Annotated in this window: 19 protein-coding genes and 4 pseudogenes; 13 read left to right on the top strand and 10 right to left on the bottom strand. The window is 36.5% G+C overall.

The annotated features are described in order from the left end of the window. From AAV97_RS20735 to AAV97_RS00555, 6 genes and pseudogenes are all read left to right on the top strand, one after another. Window positions 1-200 (top strand): annotated as a pseudogene (locus AAV97_RS20735) (IS5/IS1182 family transposase); the annotation flags it as partial. Window positions 201-747: 547 nt separating this feature from the next. Further along, on the top strand, window positions 748-1719 hold the full coding sequence (pdxA, locus tag AAV97_RS00575) for a 4-hydroxythreonine-4-phosphate dehydrogenase PdxA (RefSeq protein ID WP_046759518.1): 972 nt from the start codon (window positions 748-750) through the stop codon (window positions 1717-1719). Window positions 1720-1757: 38 nt separating this feature from the next. Continuing rightward, window positions 1758-2570 carry a 16S rRNA (adenine(1518)-N(6)/adenine(1519)-N(6))-dimethyltransferase RsmA gene (rsmA, locus tag AAV97_RS00570; protein ID WP_004829846.1) on the top strand — a complete coding sequence of 271 codons (813 nt, stop codon included), beginning with the start codon at window positions 1758-1760 and terminating at the stop codon, window positions 2568-2570. A gap of 2 nt (window positions 2571-2572) precedes the next feature. Further along, window positions 2573-3421, top strand: a complete 849-nt coding sequence (locus AAV97_RS00565) for a symmetrical bis(5'-nucleosyl)-tetraphosphatase (RefSeq protein ID WP_005033446.1) — start codon at window positions 2573-2575, stop codon at window positions 3419-3421. Between the two features lie 858 nt (window positions 3422-4279). Then, the gene (locus tag AAV97_RS00560) at window positions 4280-4963 is read left to right on the top strand and encodes a DUF3800 domain-containing protein (protein WP_005033444.1); all 684 of its coding nucleotides are present in this window, start codon (window positions 4280-4282) and stop codon (window positions 4961-4963) included. Between the two features lie 106 nt (window positions 4964-5069). Continuing rightward, window positions 5070-5684 (top strand): annotated as a pseudogene (locus AAV97_RS00555) (transposase domain-containing protein); the annotation flags it as partial. Here the strand turns inward: AAV97_RS00555 and AAV97_RS20730 are convergent. The 6 genes and pseudogenes from AAV97_RS20730 to hflX form a co-directional block, all read right to left on the bottom strand. Further along, window positions 5677-6054: pseudogene (locus AAV97_RS20730) on the bottom strand (ATP-grasp fold amidoligase family protein); the annotation flags it as partial. The pseudogenes AAV97_RS00555 and AAV97_RS20730 overlap by 8 nt on opposite strands. 348 nt (window positions 6055-6402) lie before the next feature. Continuing rightward, complete coding sequence (locus tag AAV97_RS00550) at window positions 6403-6849, bottom strand: DUF2147 domain-containing protein (RefSeq protein ID WP_035301198.1); 447 nt, start codon at window positions 6847-6849, stop codon at window positions 6403-6405. 53 nt (window positions 6850-6902) lie between these two features. Next, complete coding sequence (locus AAV97_RS00545; RefSeq protein ID WP_046759517.1) at window positions 6903-7346, bottom strand: DUF2147 domain-containing protein; 444 nt, start codon at window positions 7344-7346, stop codon at window positions 6903-6905. A gap of 92 nt (window positions 7347-7438) precedes the next feature. Next, on the bottom strand, window positions 7439-8107 hold the full coding sequence (locus AAV97_RS00540) for an LrgB family protein (RefSeq protein WP_004829838.1): 669 nt from the start codon (window positions 8105-8107) through the stop codon (window positions 7439-7441). 9 nt (window positions 8108-8116) lie between these two features. After that, complete coding sequence (locus AAV97_RS00535) at window positions 8117-8488, bottom strand: hypothetical protein (protein ID WP_046759516.1); 372 nt, start codon at window positions 8486-8488, stop codon at window positions 8117-8119. 43 nt (window positions 8489-8531) lie between these two features. Then, window positions 8532-9863 (bottom strand): ribosome rescue GTPase HflX, encoded by a 1332-nt coding sequence (gene hflX, locus AAV97_RS00530; protein WP_046759515.1) that lies wholly within the window; start codon window positions 9861-9863, stop codon window positions 8532-8534. Window positions 9864-10193: 330 nt separating this feature from the next. On the opposite strand from hflX, the gene AAV97_RS00525 reads away from it, so the two are divergent. Beyond that, entirely contained in the window at window positions 10194-11009 is an 816-nt protein-coding gene (locus AAV97_RS00525) for a lysophospholipid acyltransferase family protein (RefSeq protein WP_046759514.1), read from the top strand. Window positions 11010-11251: 242 nt separating this feature from the next. On the opposite strand, the gene AAV97_RS00520 is transcribed toward AAV97_RS00525, so the two are convergent. Next, window positions 11252-12880 carry a phospholipase D family protein gene (locus AAV97_RS00520; RefSeq protein ID WP_046759513.1) on the bottom strand — a complete coding sequence of 543 codons (1629 nt, stop codon included), beginning with the start codon at window positions 12878-12880 and terminating at the stop codon, window positions 11252-11254. Between the two features lie 96 nt (window positions 12881-12976). Here AAV97_RS00520 and AAV97_RS00515 point away from each other — a divergent pair, with 96 nt between their 5' ends. Beyond that, window positions 12977-13987, top strand: coding sequence for a metallophosphoesterase (locus AAV97_RS00515; protein WP_049044448.1), 1011 nt, complete (start codon window positions 12977-12979; stop codon window positions 13985-13987). 12 nt (window positions 13988-13999) lie between these two features. Here AAV97_RS00515 and AAV97_RS00510 read toward each other — a convergent pair whose 3' ends face one another. Beyond that, complete coding sequence (locus tag AAV97_RS00510; RefSeq protein WP_046759512.1) at window positions 14000-14593, bottom strand: hypothetical protein; 594 nt, start codon at window positions 14591-14593, stop codon at window positions 14000-14002. 92 nt (window positions 14594-14685) lie between these two features. Next, complete coding sequence (locus AAV97_RS00505; protein WP_046759511.1) at window positions 14686-15432, bottom strand: hypothetical protein; 747 nt, start codon at window positions 15430-15432, stop codon at window positions 14686-14688. 216 nt (window positions 15433-15648) lie between these two features. Between AAV97_RS00505 and AAV97_RS00500 the strand changes: the two genes are divergently transcribed. From AAV97_RS00500 to AAV97_RS00480, 5 genes are all read left to right on the top strand, one after another. Next, window positions 15649-16029: a ribonuclease E inhibitor RraB gene (locus tag AAV97_RS00500; RefSeq protein ID WP_004829804.1), complete on the top strand. Its 381-nt coding sequence runs from the start codon at window positions 15649-15651 to the stop codon at window positions 16027-16029. A gap of 138 nt (window positions 16030-16167) precedes the next feature. Beyond that, window positions 16168-16614 (top strand): SRPBCC family protein, encoded by a 447-nt coding sequence (locus AAV97_RS00495; protein ID WP_042088138.1) that lies wholly within the window; start codon window positions 16168-16170, stop codon window positions 16612-16614. 27 nt (window positions 16615-16641) lie between these two features. Beyond that, a complete protein-coding gene (locus tag AAV97_RS00490) occupies window positions 16642-17001 on the top strand; it encodes a DUF488 domain-containing protein (RefSeq protein WP_046759510.1) in 360 nt (119 codons plus the stop codon). Window positions 17002-17095: 94 nt separating this feature from the next. After that, window positions 17096-17440: a zinc ribbon domain-containing protein YjdM gene (locus AAV97_RS00485; RefSeq protein ID WP_005033408.1), complete on the top strand. Its 345-nt coding sequence runs from the start codon at window positions 17096-17098 to the stop codon at window positions 17438-17440. Between the two features lie 56 nt (window positions 17441-17496). Further along, window positions 17497-17955 (top strand): nucleoside deaminase, encoded by a 459-nt coding sequence (locus tag AAV97_RS00480; protein ID WP_046759509.1) that lies wholly within the window; start codon window positions 17497-17499, stop codon window positions 17953-17955. Window positions 17956-18040: 85 nt separating this feature from the next. On the opposite strand, the pseudogene AAV97_RS21590 reads toward AAV97_RS00480, so the two are convergent. Continuing rightward, a pseudogene (locus tag AAV97_RS21590) lies at window positions 18041-18175 on the bottom strand (hypothetical protein); the annotation flags it as partial. Window positions 18176-18458 lie beyond the last annotated feature (283 nt).

Below are 18458 nucleotides of genomic sequence, written 5' to 3'. Positions count from 1 at the left end.
AAGCGAATATACCTAAAAAATCCAATAGCCAATCAAACAATGACCATATGGATTGGTATTTATATAAAATCAGGCACTTAGTAGAAAATATGTTCTGTAGATTAAAGCAATTTCGAGGAATAGCCACACGATACGACAAGTTAAAACGGAACTATGAAAGTTCTGTTGCATTAGCTTGTATATTTTTATGGCTCCCCTAGTAGGTTAAATTATGCACTCTAAATGTCAAAAGACCCTAATTAAAATTTAATTAAGTATCAAAATAAGTGGAAAAGTTAAGTGATGTTTAAGTGGGTTAAGTCAGTTTTAATAGATTGGAATAAATCGTTTTTTATTCGGATAATTGAATCAATAGCATTTATTTTTGCACTCAAATGTTAACTTTTATCCGTTTTTTCAGCATTTGTATGGGATTTATACACAAGCGTTAAAGACTGTTAGTATTGTGGTTTATGTGTGTTTTATCGCATTTTTTCTTTACAATTGATATAGATGTATCATGATTTTTAATTTAGGTTTATGCTTGGGTTGAATTTTTTTAAAAGTTACTTTTATTTTTAAATTCAAATATTCAGCATGCACTTGTGAATAACAATTGTCATGGATTTTGTGGGTCGTCTTGCAATAGTTTTTAGTTTAAGTTTATACATTTTTAGTCAAATTGATGCAAAAATTAACTTGAATAGGAAATGATGATTTAGAACCGATGTATACTATCAATGCAACGTCTGTTTAAAAGAGTTCTCGATGCTTCCTTTATATATAACCAGCGGTGAGCCTGCTGGCATTGGACCGGATATTAGTTTGGATTTGGCAGATCGTGTTGATGATCGTCCAGTAGTGGTATTGGCTGATATCAATATGCTGAGAGATCGTGCCAAAATTTTAAATAAAACGATTCAGTTGATCGAGTATCAAGGACAAAAGCAGGGTTTGGCAGAAGGTCAGCTTTACGTCGAGCATGTTCCTTTAAATGAGGATGTTGTCTTAGGGGAACTTAATCCACAAAACTCAGCCTATGTGATCGAACAATTACGCCGAACGGCTTATTACGCAATGCAAGGCTTTAGTGTTGGTGTGGCAACAGGACCTGTCCAAAAGTCAATTATTAATGATGCTGGAATATATTTCAGTGGGCATACTGAATATTATCAAGAGTATGCAGGTGTAGATCGTGTGGTGATGATGCTTGCTACCAAAACTCTGAGAGTCGCATTGGTCACCACGCATCTTCCACTGCGCGACGTTGCTGACGCCATCACTAAAGAACGCCTACATCAAATTATCGATATTCTGATTCATGATTTAAAAACAAAATTCAAAATTAGTCAGCCGCGCATTCTGGTCTGTGGACTAAATCCTCATGCAGGAGAAGGTGGGTATTTAGGGCATGAAGAAATCGATACGATTAATCCAGTACTTGAAAGCTATCGTGCACAAGGTATACAGCTCAGTTTAAGTATGCCCGCAGATACTTTGTTTACGCCAGATAATTTAAAAAATGCGGATGCAGTTTTAGCGATGTATCACGATCAAGGTTTACCTGTGTTAAAATCACAGGGGTTTGGTGAAGCCATCAATATTACTTTAGGTTTACCTTTTATTCGTACATCTGTCGATCATGGTACTGCATTACATCTTGCGGGTACTGGGCTTGCAAAGAGTTCAAGTTTACATGTCGCAGTTGATTTGGCACTTGACCTTGCCCGATCAAATTAATTGGTAAACAAACTTATATACCACGTTGGAAATTTTTTATGTATCAAATTAATGCCTTAAACCCAAAAGATGAAGGGCATCATACGCGAAAGCGTTTTGGTCAAAACTTTTTACATGACCAACGTGTAATTGCAAAAATTGTGCGTTCTGTTGCACCACGCACAGGTGACAATATTGTTGAAATTGGTCCAGGTCTTGCGGCACTAACTTCACCTTTGATTGGTGAATGTGATGCTTTAACTGTGGTTGAGTTAGACCGTGATTTGGCAGCAGGTTTACCTGGTCGTGTCCCACATCCTGAGCGTTTAACAATCATTGAAACAGATGCATTAAAATATGACTTTTCTGAGCTGTTTCAACAAGATCGCCCATTACGTGTGGTTGGAAATTTGCCATATAATATTTCGACCCCTTTGCTTTTCCATCTTTTAGAGTTTGGCGATAAAGTCAAAGATATGCACTTCATGTTGCAAAAAGAAGTCGTAGATCGTATTACAGCGGAACCAAATACCAAAGAATATGGTCGTTTGTCTGTGATGATCCAATATTATTGCAAACCTACCTTTTTATTTGAAGTACCGCCTGGCTCTTTTAATCCACCACCAAAAGTAACATCTGCAGTCTTTCGTTTAGAGCCTTATGCAACTAAGCCAATAATCGCCAAAAATGAAAAAGCATTGGCACGTTTGGTTTCGCATGTATTTACCCAACGTCGAAAAACTTTACGTAACAGTTTAAAAGGGATGTTGGTTGAAGATGGTTTTGAGCGGGCAGGTGTTGATCCAATGGCGCGCCCAGAAACATTGAGTCTGGCTCAGTTTGTCGCATTGTCAGATCAAATGGTGGCTTAAAAATGTCACGAGAAAATGTCAGATTTAATTATGTGATTGGTGATGTACAAGGTTGTTTTGAAGCACTGAAAGCATTATTGAAAGCAATACAGTTTGATGCTGATCAAGATTACATTTGGTTTGCAGGTGATTTGGTTGCGCGTGGTGAAAACTCAGTAGGTGCATTACGCTTTATTAAAAAACTATGCGAGCGAGGCTGCGCTGCAACAGTGTTGGGGAACCATGATTTAAATTTACTGGCAGTTGCTCGTGGGATCAAAAAACTTAAAGACAAAGATCATATTGATGATGTCATTCACGCTTTGGAAAGTGATGAGTTGATTGACTGGTTACGTAAGCAGCCTTTGTGTCTTTTTCCAAACCCTCAGACTATTTTGACGCATGCTGGTATTCCCAATATTTGGGATGCAGAACAAACTGCTGTTTTGGCAAAAGAAGTCGAAACTGTATTGGCGGATGATGATTTTGACGTACTCGATTCATTTCTAAAAGAGATGTATGGTGCTGAACCTGCATTGTGGGAAGATAATTTACAGGGCAATGCACGACGACGCTGTATTACCAATTATCTTACCCGTATGCGTTTAACCGATGCTCAAGGTCGTTTAGAGTTTAGTTTTAAAGATGCGCTGGATGAACCGATGCCTGAAGGATTTCAGCCTTGGTTTGAGTTTGAATCAAAGACTGCTCAAACGCATCAGATTATTTTTGGACATTGGGCTGCTTTGCAAGGTAAAAGCATCAGTTCACAAATTCAAAATGTGGATGGTGGCTGTGTATGGGGGCATCAATTGATTGCATATCGACTAGAAGATAAAGAAATTTTTAAAGTTGATAATCCAGTGATGTGATCTGAATAAAGCCACATCCAGTGGCTTTAGTTTTAAATATGGTTTATCTGATTTTAAGATAATATTTAAATAACAACAACTTAGATTTTAATTTAAAAATCCATTTGATTTAAAATACAATGAATTTAGAAATTAAGTGCGACAAGGTTGAAATTAGAATAACATATTAAAAAAGAAAAAAAGTATAACCGCTACTGTTGGCATTAAGCCTCATCCGTCACAGTACCAAACCTTTACAACTCTGAGAGATGCAAAAGCATGGGCGCAAGAATTAGAATTAAAACTAAGTCCTAATAAATTTACAAATGTATTTGAGTTCACAGGTGAACAAGGTAAACGTGACAGTATCATCGTGGTTGCTCAAATTTTTCCAGAGCTCACCGCTCGTTTGGTGGATCTGTGATAAGCGTTATCCCTCTCGGGAGGTTTTTTTGAGAGCAACTTAGTACCAAAAATAACTAATTTAGGATTTTTTAGTGATACAATAGACATTTACTTATGCCGTTTTGGATAGTTATTAAGTTGTAACTATTGAATACTGTTTTAGAGTAAAGTTAATTGAATTTTATATATAAAACAATACTTTATGTGGGTGGTTGAGATTTTTTAGTAATATAATAGCTATTAACAAAAGAATTCTTACTGATACCATAGATGTTGACCTATGCCATGTTTAATGGGTATTATAAGCATGTAGTCGCAGCGCGGTATAAATAATCCACGCCTAGACCGAGGTACGATAAATCCTGCGATAATCGTAAACTTACTGTAAGTAAGTTGCCTCTAGGTGCCGCACCTGAATTCTAGAGCCTCTAAAATTATTTAGAGGCTTTTTTAATACTTGATAATAAATTATTTATGCGAACATTTATATATTTGGATGAGAGTGGTGATTTAGGCTGGAATATGCATGATCCTTATCAAAAAGGTGGGTCAAGCAGAATGCTAACCTTAGCTGCTATTTGTATGCCTGAAGAAAAATCTAAATATATTCAACGTATCGTACGAGCATTATACAAAAAGAGAAATAGACCGCTTAGTAATGAATTGAAGTCTGTTGATTTAAATACAGCAGATAAAGAACTTTTTCTAAGACTAGTGGCAAAGCTGCTCTCAGAACACAAAGATATCCAATTGAGATCAATTACGGTTCATAAAGAGTATGTAAATTCAAAAATGAAGAAAGACCCAAACGTTTTGTATAACTACATGATTAAGTGTTTGTTATTAAAACCAATATGTGAATCAAAATTCGTAGATTTCATGCCTGATAGACGTAGTGAAAAAGTCAATACAAAATGGAATATGGGTGAGTATTTAAACCAAATGATTTTAGAGCAATCTATTGAACATTATGTGGAAAATCAATCTTGTAATGTATCACCTATGGATAGTTCAAAATGCTTGGAGTTGCAGTTCATAGACTTTTATGCTGGATTGGTTTGGTCAGCATATGAGTTTAGGGACTCTAAAGCCAGAATGTTTATGGCTGGTGCGAGAGTAACAAACCACAAGTTATTCTTTCCACTTGAAATAAAGTAGGCATACAAGAAACCAAACCCACTCACCAGAGTGGAATGCTGATCAGTTAAGACAAAAAAGTTAAAATGCGGTAAAAATGAGTGTATATAAATATGCTCATTTTTTTATGACTTTATCTCAAAATCTAGAACTTATCTCTCAACAATCCCCTTTAACATTGGCTCATTTTAGTGAGCTGATCGATTTAAATTGGATTGAACAGAGCCTGCAACAGACAGGGAAAGCATCTATTCGAAAAAGAAAACCCCCTGCTGAACATGTGGTTTGGCTGGTGATTGGACTTGCCTTATTTCGTGATCAACCCATTTGGTATGTCGTACAACAATTACAACTTGTGTTTGGAACAACTCACTATTGTGCTCCTAGCGCATCTGTACAAGCCAGACAACGTCTAGGTTTAGAACCCCTGAGTGTTTTATTTTCAACCTTAAGTCAGGCTTGGTTTAAGGATGCACAACAACAGTATCCAGATTTTCATGGGCTTCAGATATGTGCTGTTGATGGCGTGGTCTGGTCAATGCCTCTTACAGATGAAAACTTTAAATACTTCTGTTCATCCAAAGGTAAAACAGCTATCGCGCCCTATCCACAAGTGAGAGCAACATGTTTGGTTAACACCAATACTCACGAAATTATTGACGCCAAACTTGGCAGTATGGATCAGGGAGAACTCTCGTTAGCTCATCAGTTATTGGTTCCATCTGGTTGCGCTCGGCTTTTTTAAAATCGAATTGATTTTTATCTTTACAAACCATGGCACTGTCATGATTGCATTTTAAGACAAATTTTTCAGGCAACTGATCAAAGTTAATTTCATTAAAACAATGATATACACCAAGCAGTGGTACCACATGTGAAATGCAAATCTTATCTTCAATCAATTGTCTAACCGTAAGTTTGTCAGCCAGTGCGGTATAAAGAGAATTTCGCTCAAAAATCATCCTCGAAGTTACTTTTTCATTGAAACTTTGTGGATGATACAAGTTCGGAAGATATCCTAATTTTTGTACGAATCTTTTGCTTAGGTAGGTTTTATCTGGAACAAAATAAGTTCTGATGATTTTTGCGAGATAGGTGAGATGGTTATACATATCGATGCAACCATGTTGGACATGGTGCATATATAAATAGCCAAAGCTTAATATTCCTTTAAAAATTTGCGTAGAGTTGAATTTTATAAAACAGGTTTTATCGGGAAATTAAACATGTAAATGATGGATAAAAGAGATCAGCTTTAGCTATTTGATGATGGCAAATATGTATGATGCCGTGTTTTATGTTTAAAGATTAAGTGATTTTAACGAGATGCTGTCTCAATTTGCGTTATACACAAAGCAGGACTTTAGTCCTGCTGAGCTGAAATAGGTGACTGTTTGGGGTTTAAATCCAATGAGTAGCTCATTATTTATTAGCACATTGAATTGAGCTTGAAAGGATAATTATTCCATTCTAATCCATGTTTGACTGCGACCAATCATTGATATTCCAATATAGCCACGTAGTGTAAGTCGGTTACCACTAGCATTTAGGCGTGCTTTACCATGATAAATTTTGCCTCCACGAGGATCGAGAACTTCACCGCCGATATAATTGTTGGGGTCTTTAGGATCAACTTTCATTTTTTGCAAAATGGTCAATCCTATAATTGGCTTATTGGTAAATGGAGCAGGGCAGTTATGACATTGGGTTAAAGGCACTTCACCAGGAGCAGGAAAATCTTTAATGATTTTTCCAGCATAAGTATCGTCTTTTTGTTTTTCAATTTGAATATAAGCACGGACATAACCTGTTTTGTCATCCACCGTGCGCCAAGTTCCAGTAATATCAGCGGCATGTGTCCAGCTGACGATACTAAACAGCATACAACAGAAAAATCCTTTTTTCATCAGCATACCTACTTTGTTGTTTGAATAAAAGAAGTAGAGATTCGCGAATTAAATTATTCACGAATCCAGGTTTGACTACGACCAAGTGCCGAAACGCCGACATAGCCTCTTAATAATAAACGATTGCCATTTGGGCTGAGTTTGGCTTTCATTGAATAGATTTTACCTGTCAATGGGTCAATAATTTTGCCACCCACATAATCTTCATCACTGCTTTGTTTTAGATTTTTCAGTACATCCATACCCAAAATAGGCTTATTGGTATAAGGCTCGGGGCAATCTACACAGGTTTCTTTTGGCGTATAACCTGGTCGTGGCGTTACCTTGATGATTTTACCCGTATAAGTCCCGTTAGACTCTTTTCGTATTTCAAGAATGGCTTTTGATGAACCCGTTTTATCATCAATATTTTTCCAGATACCCGTGATATCTTTTGCCATACTGCTACAGCTTAAAATGGAAAATAATGTCCCTAAAATAAACTTATTAAACCTCATTTCTTGATTCCTTATCAAAATGGGGAAGTATAGTTCATATTAAGCTGAATAATTACCCTGTGCAATCACGTGAAAAGTTAAATAAATCACACTTATTTAAGAAACAGTATGAAGGTTGGCAACCAGATTGCGGTAAAGACCGCATTTACAGCCATACCAAATGCAGCATAACGCCCTGCAACCGCGCCACGTTGCCATGCTTGCGCAGTTCCGATGGCATGTGCAGCTAGCCCCAAAGCTAAGCCTGACGCGCGTTCGTCATTTATATTACGTAAAATAATCGATGAAAATGCAGCACCAATTACACCTGATAAAATGACGATCAAAATTACTAAAGTGACTGGCGAGTGCAATAAAGTTGCAATATTGATCGCAATCGGCGTTGTTACTGCTCGTGTTGCAAAAGCCATAATCGTCGGTTCAGACATGTGTAATAAATAAGCCAAGCTCATGGGTAAAGCGACAGCACTGATACTGGCAAAGACTAAAATACCTACGATAGATTTTAACGGTAAATCATCATAACGCATTGCAGCCAGAGGAATCGCTAAAGCAACAGTGACATAACCCAAGAGGTGACTAAATAGCCCATTCATATCGGTATTGTATTTTTCATAAGGAATTTTAAATAACATTAAAATCCCAATGACAAAAAACATGCCTATCACCAGTAATGGTACTTGAGGAAAACGCTTATTGATGGGTTTTGCAGCAAGATAAGCAATTAAAGTGATTAAAAAACCAGTCAGTACACTTAACATATGTTTCTCCTATAACCACTTTTTTGCCATTTTTGCATAAATCCATAATGGAATCAGCGTACTAACAAACATAATCACTAAAAATAATGGAATTTCTTTGCCCATGCTCACCAGCATGATCAATGAGCCTGCACAGATAGGCAGAAATGCAAAGCCACTTTCTTTCATTAATTTATTGTTGGTATCGACCAGTCGCGCTGGAATTTTTTTGAATTTACGCCAAACAACCAAAACAACCAATAAGCTTAATAAGCCTGTTAAATTGCCCAGTTCTGGGTGATTAAATTGCGACATGATAAATACTGAAGCTTCACGAAAAAAGATGATGAGTCCTAACGTGAAGATCCAAGCTTGCCAATCGATAGCTTTTAACTGATCCATGTGTGTTTATTTATAAAATTTGACCTTTCACGTTTTAACCGATTTAGCGCTTTATTTCAAACTCTTCTAATGGTCTTTTAAACTGTTGGGCTTTCTCTCCAAGAATTTCATCAATCGGTAAATGTGCCTGTTTAATGAGCTGCTCAAGTTTATGCGGAGCAATGGCAATGCTCAAAAGGAGTTGACCGTCATCATCATAATGTTCGGATTTAATCACATTCAATTCATAAAGCTGATTTTTGAGTTTCCCATAAGCAGGTTTTAAGCGCAGTTCAAATTTTTGAATTTGTCCCATTAAACATTCATGCACTGCTCTACGAAGCAGGTCTAAGCCTTTTTTGGTATGGGCTGAAACATAAACACGCTCGGGTTGGTGAGGTTTGGCATAAATGATTTTTGCTTCATCATGACTTTGGTCAATTTTGTTATACACCCTAAGCGTTGGAATATCAGCACCAATTTCTTTTAATACGGTTTCAACCGCATCGATTTGCTCCATCATGTCTGGACTACTGGCATCGATCACATGTAACAACAAAGTTGCCTCTAAGGTTTCTTCTAGAGTAGCTTTAAAAGATTCGACTAAAGAATGAGCGAGATTGCGCACAAAACCAACAGTATCTGCAAGAACCAATGTGCCAATACCATCCCAATCCAAACGACGCAATGTTGGATCTAATGTTGCAAAGAGCTGATCTGCTGCATAAACATCACTGTTTGCCAAAATATTAAACAGTGTTGATTTTCCTGCATTGGTATAACCCACTAAGGAAACGGTTGGAATATTGGCTTTTTGACGCGCTGCACGCCCCTGAACTCGTGTTTTACGAACTTTTTCAAGACGATCTTTGAGTTGCTCCATACGAATACGCAATAAACGGCGATCTGTCTCAAGTAATGTTTCACCAGGTCCACGTAAACCAATTCCTCCTTTTTGGCTATCTAAATTGCTTCGACTACGCACCAAACGAGAAGACAAATGATCAAGCTGAGCCAACTCAACTTGTAATTTACCTTCATGTGTACGTGCACGTTGTGCAAAAATATCCAAAATTAAACCAGTACGATCGATGACACGGCATTTTAAAATGCGTTCTAAATTTCTTTCCTGAGCAGGGGATAGGGCTTGGTCAAAAATCACCAATTCAATTTCATCATTCTCGACTTGCTCAGCAATTTCTTCTGCTTTTCCTGTACCAATAAAGAATTTTGGATCAGGTTTAATCCGTTGTACGGTTAAATGGTCTTGAATCTCTGCCCCAGCAGACTTTGCCAACAAGCGAAATTCTTCTGGATCTAAATCTTCTAAGATTTGAACATTTACTGTGACTAAAATGGTTTTTTCACCACCTTGACTTTGATCAACATATTCCACAGATAATACAACTCAGCCATTGCTTCGATAAAAATTCATTCTAAAGGATATTGCAGTGTAAATCCTGAATGAGTGTTGGTGTAATGAAATAAAATTGCAAACAATAAGCGAGATGTCCGTTTTAACCGATAAAGAACGGGCTTAACAGATGCTATAAAAAGATCATATTCTTGAAAAAATTTGATCTATTTAAAATGATAGAGCACCGATTATAATCATCAGTAGTGAGGTAAATTTTACTAAAGCGATTTAAGGTCAATGCAAGTTGAATATGATTTGTATACAATAGCCGTGGTTTAATATGAAATATATTCTGTTTAGTGAATGTCTATGACTCAACAACAAGCAATCAAAAAGTCAAAATCATCGAATTTAAGTGCTTTATCTAAAGTTTTTTTATATGGTAAAAAATTAGTATCAAGTACATCTGCTGTTGCAGAAGGCTTTTATCTCGTTTATCGCCATCAATTATATAAAGATCCGAATAATCCAAAAAATACCCGTTACGTTCAATATTTTTGTCGCCGTTTGAGTGAAGTGTTCAATGTGGATGTGCGTGTCCATGGTGATATTCCACGTGAACCTGCATTGTGGGTGAGTAATCATATTTCTTGGTTAGATATTGCTGTTCTTGGCTCAGGCGCACGTGTATTTTTCTTGGCGAAGGCTGAAATCGAGAGTTGGCCAGTCTTTGGAAATCTTGCGAAAGGTGGTGGTACATTATTTATTAAACGTGGTTCTGGGGACTCTGTTCGTATTCGTGAACAAATTGCAGATTTTTTACGTAAAGATATTCCTGTATTGTTTTTCCCAGAAGCAACAACGACAGATGGATCAAAAGTTAAAAAAGTTCATGGGCGTATTTTAGGCGCAGCCATTGAGGCTAAAAAGCCTGTTCAAGTCTGTGTAATTTGCTATGTCAATCAAGATGGAAAATTAGATAGCGTGGTTCCATTTATTGGTGAAACTGGTTTTGTTGAGCATGTACAAGCCGTTTTAGAAATGCCTAAAGTAGTGGCACATTTAAAAACCTTTCCCGCTATTCCTACAGAAGGACATACTGTTGAAACGCTGACTCAACAAGTCCAAGAAATGATGCAAAAAGGTTTGGAAGACTTACAGAAAGAAGTTCTTACAATAGACTAGTTTTCAACAGGTTATTGTATTTTTCTTCATTAAATCAATGTGCGTAGGCGAAGCTTCACTTTGCTCACCCATGTTTAATTTCACTGTATTCTTGCGCTACAAACCCAGCAGCGCTTTGTTTTTAGTCATATACACCACTCAACATGGCGACATTCATGTCGTCTCATGATAGAAAGATCATCTATATGATTCAAAAGTACGAAATAAATGAATCAACAAAAAGGTTTAACAATTTTCTAGACTTACATAAAGCCTTCGATCGGCAACCATGAAATCACTTTAATGCCAGCTTTTTGCCACCATTTCATTTTGGGTTCTTTTCTAAGCGTAACAATGCCTTGAGGCGTTTCTTTCAGCCAGTTGATTTTGTTTTGTGAGTCCAAAACTAATTTATAGGCATATTTTTTTAAATGCTCATCCATGGTTTTATGTACCGCATTGGCCAATGGCGGGCTATTGATAATCACCCCAATTTCTGTGTTTAAGTTGGCGGAACGTGGATCAAAATTAAAAGAACCAATAAATACTTGTTTATTGTCGATCGCCATCAATTTAGCATGCAAACTTGAACGGCTTAATCCTTTTAAACTGACTTTTGCTTTTTTTGAGATTTCTTCTGAATTGGCATATAAATTTTCCTCAGAGACAGCCGGAAGGAATTCATATAGCTCTACACCATTTTTAAGCAAATCATCACGGTATTTAGCATAAAACGCGTGGACTAGCGCGACATCATTGGCTTTAAATGAATTGGTCAAAACACGAACTTTGACACCTTCTTGTGCCAGTTCAATCAGTTTTGCTTCTCCCTTTTTCTGCGGCACAAAATAGGCAGAAATGAGATCTACACTTTGCGTGGGGATATCTAAACGTTTAACCATCTGAAAGTTGAGATGTTGTTCTTTTTTTGCTTTCGCCTGAATTTTATCTGGTGCGTCTTTTACGACTTCCGCTTTAACCCAATCGAGTTGGATATTGTGATGCAACCATTCATCAAAGGCATGTGTGCGATTACTTAAATTTAAATAATTTTGCACCGTTATTTCTTGGTAGTGGTGAGTGAGTTGTTGTTTTAAGTTGTCATAACGCAGGGTATAAGTATTGTGATTGACAATATTTCTGACAGGATAAGCATAGCTGTGATTCCAATATTCATCAAATGAATGGGTAATATCATCTACTGCTTGTCCAACCAACATGACATCAACATCTGAAAATTGGTAGTTGTCACTGACATTATAATATTGATTACTCATATTACGTCCGCCAATCAAAGAAATCTGATTGTCAGCAGTAAAGGTTTTATTATGCATTCGTCGATTGATACGTTTTAAATCCAGTACCATGTCAATCGGGCGCAAGCTTCTAAAACGATATGGGTTGAATAATTTAACTTCAATGTTTGGATGCTGATCCAATGCGAGATAGACACCTTCCATCTGCTTGGCATTGTTATCATCAATTAATAAACGAACTTTAACACCACGATCCGCCGCTTCAATAATTTTATATAAAGCCAATGAACCAATTTTGTCATTGTCCCAAATGTAATATTGTAGATCTAATGTTTTTTGTGCTTTTTCGATCAGATTAATACGCGCTGCAATGGCTTCAAGAGGATCATACAGAACGTGATAACCTGTTAATTCTGGATTTTGACTTTTTAAGGGGTTAATAATTTTTGCCAAAGAAGTGTCTTTGGTGTCTATATCATAGGCATATTCTGGCTTGATATTTTGCTGTTTTGGTAAAGTAGAGCATGCCGAAAGACTTAGAAATAAGCACGAGCTGAGAACAAGCACCCAGTTTTTAAACTGTTGATTGTCATCTTTTTGCTGTAATTGAGTATTACGATTGATCGTTCGTTGCATAATATTTTCTAAGATTTTTCAGAGCTAGAGTATAATTGTCTTCATTGAAAAGATAAATAATGAGATGACAAGTACATGGTACTTGAGAGATTGAATATGTTTCCAACCCTAACGATAACCTCAATTTTTTATCTCTGCTTTATTGTGCTTGCCATATGGGGAGTCAGCCAAGCATGGATAAGCCAATCTAGAACTGAAACAATCCATCCTTTTAAGTCTTTCGTCCATTTGTTGGCATTTTACCTGTCTTATTTATTAATTCCGTTGTTGTTTTTTAGCATTTATGCAGGTTGGATTGGAATATTTTCCTTACACGAAAGTATTTTTGTTTTCATATTGAGCGCTTTATTGATATATGCACGGTTCATTGAACCGCACACGGTACATGTCAAACATTTATCTTATGCTCTAGGACAATCACAACGTTTTGTACGACCTGTCAAAGTTGCATTGTTAGCAGATTTACATATCGGGCTTTTTTCAGGGCATGAACGTCAACTTAAAAGTATCGTGAAAAAAGTCAACTTAGCACAACCTGATTTTGTTGTGGTTGCAGGGGATTGGACTTATGAGCCTGAAAATAAACTGGTCGAAGAACTCGCCATTTTAAAAGAGATTCAAGCACCTGTTTATTCTGTCAATGGTAACCATGATGAACAATATCCTGGACCACCTATTCAAACGTTGCTGGCAAAAGCATTACAAGCCAACAATGTAATGGACATTGAAGGAAAAATTGTTGAGTTCGATGACTTTCGTTTAATCGGGATTGGAGACTTATGGGCTGGTAAAGCCGATATGCGATATATGCCAGAATTACCTCAAGATAAACCGTGGCTAATTTTATCGCATAATCCCGACACAGTGGATATGGTTCCGCAATTACCGACACGTCCATTAATGCTGTCTGGTCATACACATGGTGGACAAGTTGAACTGCCGTGGTTGACCAGCTACGTAATGAAAAAAGTGTCGATCTTAGGGCATAAACGTGGCTTATATCAGCATGAGAATGCAGATGTTTTTGTCAGCGTGGGCACTGGCATGGTGGGCGTACCATTTCGCTTTAGAGTACCACCAACCATTGATATTATTGAATTATATTAATTTCAAATGTTTTTAAGTCTTAAAATAATAGAAGGCGACAACGCCGATCAGCAATATAAATCCTATCAGTAGCCAGATTGAGCTGGATTTATTTTGATGGTTTAAGTCTTCAACACCTGCTGGGGTGAATGAATGAGGTGAAGCGCTGGTATCTTGAGATGAAAAGGTTTCTTGCGAGTCTTTATTTTGTGATTGTCCTTGCCTAAAACTTTCAGCAAACTTAGACAATGCATCAGGTTGAGTTAAATCAATATTGAATTGTTTTTTGATTTCTTGCCAATCTGGATGTTGGTCATCAATTTCGACGACTTTTCCTTCCTTATTTGTCATTTTCACTTTACTGGAAGAAAAATTAAACTCAAAAGATTTATGTTCTACCGCTTTCATTTCTTTATTGAATTCAGCAGAATTGGCAAACACAATTTGCGGATTTTCCTGAAAACTTTTCATCGCTTCATCAGATTGGCTGAGTGCATGTACTAAATTCTTTGATGCAATTGGGCTTAAATGAAGTTGTTCAATTAAAAGTTGTTCTGCTTGATCATATTGACTCAGTTTCATTAGTGTAAAGAATTCTTGTAATTGTTGTGGGTTAAGTTGATACATAGTGCCCTCAAAATACTGATTAATCTTGATGTAAAAGATGGGTAAATAAAATTTTAGAACTTTGTTTAAACATGATTAGATGTATGTTTTTCTTAGCGGGTGCTTAACAAGTAGAGTATGAATGCAATAATGATTACGATAACAATGATAAACAAAGGTGAACGTTTTTTCTTCGATTGATCTTCAATTCCTACCAATGGGCTTGCTGAGACGCTTGGACGAGTGTGCGCGTGAAGCGTGGCATCTGTTGTGGTTTGCTGAGTTCTTGTTTGCATGGCGTTCAGATAATCCGTTGCTGAATCATAGCTTGCCCCACCACCAAACTGATCCATAATATCATCCCAGTCAGGATGCTGTTCATCAATGCGTTCTTTACGACCATCTTGATATAAAATAAAAATTTCACCTGTGCTGTAGTTGGTTTGAATAGATTTGTACTGAGGATGAGAACGCTGATAAAAATCCTGGTCAGATTCAAAGTCGAGAATGTTAGAATCAGGATTCTCAGCTAATTCCTCCACAAAATCTTTAGCATCTTTTAGACCCAGATGACTTTGGTCCATGACCAATTTTATTGCTTCAATCTTACGACCTTGTTGGATGAGCGATAGAATTTCATGATGTTGTATCGGTTGAGGCGTATTTAAATCATCTGTGTTCTGATGAGCGTATTCACTGTAAAAAAATTGCGCCTGATTTTCAAATTGATCAACAAAGTCTTTGGACTCTTTTAAACCTAAATTTGAGTGATCTTTAACATATTTAACTGCTTCAACTTTACGGTTTTGTTGAAGAAGTAAACGAATTTCCTGCAATTGATGATTATTAAAATGTGTCATTGTTCACCTTTGAGTATTGGTTTTAGCACGACTTAGTAACCGCCAGTAAGCCTTAGGAATTTTTATTAATCATAGAATTAATTCATTTTTTATTACAAAACAAAGCCAAATAAAAGTAGTAATTTGTGTGCGAATAGGCAATATTTTAAAACTGTCATAAAGTTTTGTTATTTTTAAAGTCATCCTATTTTTATAACCCTATAAGAGGACTCAGCCATGACTCGTGATTTTGAAAAATTTCCAGAAGATGATAATGGTAATCTACTTTGGCAAATGCACGAAGATGGTGATGATTTAGACGAAATACATGAGCTTGAATTCTCAATGTATTTCAAGACACAGGAACTTGCTGAAAAATGTGCGATTTCTCTGTTACTAGAAGAACAAAAAATATCACTGTATTTAGATGAAGAAGTACATCCCAATGAATGGGTGATTACCATCTATGTCAATCTTTTTCCAGAATATGAGGATATTGTGGACTTAGAACAATGGTTTACTAAGATTGCCGAGCAGTTTGATGGTGAATATGATGGTTGGGGATGTACAACTTATGTCTTTGATATCGAAGAGAGTGATGAGCAACAATTAAATTGAGATCAATTATTTATAGAGCATATCCAAAGAGATATGCTTTTCTTTTTTAAGTTTCAAACTACTAAAGCCATACAAATACCAATAATTTACAGCGCTAAACTGGATTCTTAATGAAAATAATTAATCAAGGATTTGAGAATGAGCAATACGGTCAAATTACATCGTGTTTTTAGTGCACCACCAGAACGTGTTTATAAAGCATTTTTAGACCCAGATGCACTGGTTAAGTGGATGCCACCGCATGGTTTCACCGCCAAAATACATCATATGGATGCCACAGAGGGTGGTTCATATCGAATGTCATTTACCAATTTTTCAACGGGTTCAATTCATTCGTTTGGCGGATCTTATGCGGAACTGATCCCGAATCAACGGATACGCTATTTTGACCGATTTGATAATCCTGAATTGGCTGGTGAAATTGAAGTCATCATTGAAATAAAAAGTGTGTTAGTAGGAACAGAAGTGAATATTACTCAGTCAGGTATTCCTGAAGTAATTCCTGTTGAAGCTTGTTATTTAGGCTGGCAAGAATCGCTGCAGCTTCTCGGTCTTTTAGTCAATCCAACTATTCCTGATCAATAAAAAATAGACCAGTAGAGTTTAATAAAAGTGACAATTTATACAAAGCGTATCTATGAGGAAGTGTCTGAAAAAGATGGAAAACGTATTCTTGTAGATCGTTTATGGCCGCGCGGAATAAAAAAAGAAAATGCACATATTGATGTGTGGCTTAAAGAAATTACACCTTCAAATGATTTAAGAAAATGGTATCACCAAGATAGTGAGCATCGTTGGGACGAATTTAGACTGAAATATAAGGCTGAATTAGAGCAACAACAGGCACATTTAGAACAACTACGACAATGGGGGCAACAGGGTCCAATAACTTTATTAACTGCTGTCAAGAATGAAGATCACAATCATCTGACAGTACTGCTTGAGGTGCTGAATCATCCAGTCTCGTCATGATGTTTATTATTCCTTATATTTGTTAGGGGTTTTAAGTTGATGAAAAATGGATAGATGTTATGATGCTTCTTTTTTAATATTATAGGAGTGAATCATGTCATTGCCTAACTGCCCAAAATGTAGTTCTGAATATACCTATGAAGACGGTGATTTGTTGATTTGCCCTGAATGTAGTTATGAATGGAAAGAAGGTGAGTTATCACAAGCTGAAGAGCAAGTTGTCATCAAAGATGCTGTAGGTAATATTTTGGCAGATGGTGATGCTGTTACTGTCATTAAAGATTTAAAAATCAAAGGTTCATCTTCAGTGGTAAAAGTGGGTACTAAAGTTAAAAGTATTCGTTTGCTTACAGATAGTAGTGATGGTCATGATATCGATTGTAAAATTGAGGGTATTGGTCAAATGAAGTTGAAATCTGAGTTTGTTAAAAAAGTTTAAACCTTTTGCTCACTGATGTTGCCTGAAATTTAAGCTATTTAAGAGAAGATGAAAGCATGCAGGATATTGAGTTTTTACAATACGCCGTGAATCTTGCTAGAGAAAATGTTGAGCAAGGTGGTCGTCCTTTCGGTGCGGTGATTGTTTATCAAGGCGAGCTGGTAAGTACAGGCGTTAATCAGATTTTAGCTCACAATGATCCGACTTCACATGCAGAACTGAACGCAGTACGCCAAGCTTGCCAGAAATTACAGCGTTTATCTTTAAAAGATTGTGTGGTCTATGCAAGTGGTCAGCCTTGCCCAATGTGTTTGGCTGCAATGCGGATGGTTGGCGTGGAGAAAATTGTCTATGCTTATTCCAATTCTGATGCAGAACCTTATGGTTTATCGACTGAACAGGTGGCTGTGCAACTTAGGCAGCCTCCACAAGAGCAAGATGGCTTACAATTTGTTCAATTAAAATTGGATCTGCCTTTTCATTTATATCAAATTTGGCAGCAAAGCAGTAAGTAAGATGTGCTTTAATAGGTTTTTTTCTTAAAATTCAAGTAGCTTTAGAATCACGCATAGATTGATCTATGCGTGATTCAGTTTGAGTTTACGATTTAATGATTTGCTGCAATGGCAATTTTTTCACATTTAAGCGTTGTGCTGCTGCCATAACCATTGCGACATCTTTATATTCAGTGAATTGGTCAGGTTGTACTTTGATCTGATCTTGATCAGATTTTTGTGCAACACTTGCCAATAAAACTTCTAAAATAATGATGATGAAGTTATTGCTTTCAACACGATAAAAAATGATGCTTATGTCCGTTTCAGACATTGAATAGGCTTTTGTATTCGGATTTGATTTTTAAAAAATAACAAGGAAAAGTCAGAATCAATCTAAAAAGTTGAAAGTGAATAAAATAAATTCTGTGATTTCTTTAAGTTTAAATTGTATAAGTAGAATATTTTAAATGATGTATGGTGTATACAATCTATTGATAATTATTAGGGTCTGTTGACATTTA

This window comes from Acinetobacter sp. Ag2 (assembly GCF_001005515.1).
GTDB lineage: Bacteria > Pseudomonadota > Gammaproteobacteria > Pseudomonadales > Moraxellaceae > Acinetobacter > Acinetobacter bereziniae.
The sequence above is the reverse complement of the archived record's forward strand: the minus strand, read 5'-3'. Positions and strand labels throughout refer to the sequence as shown.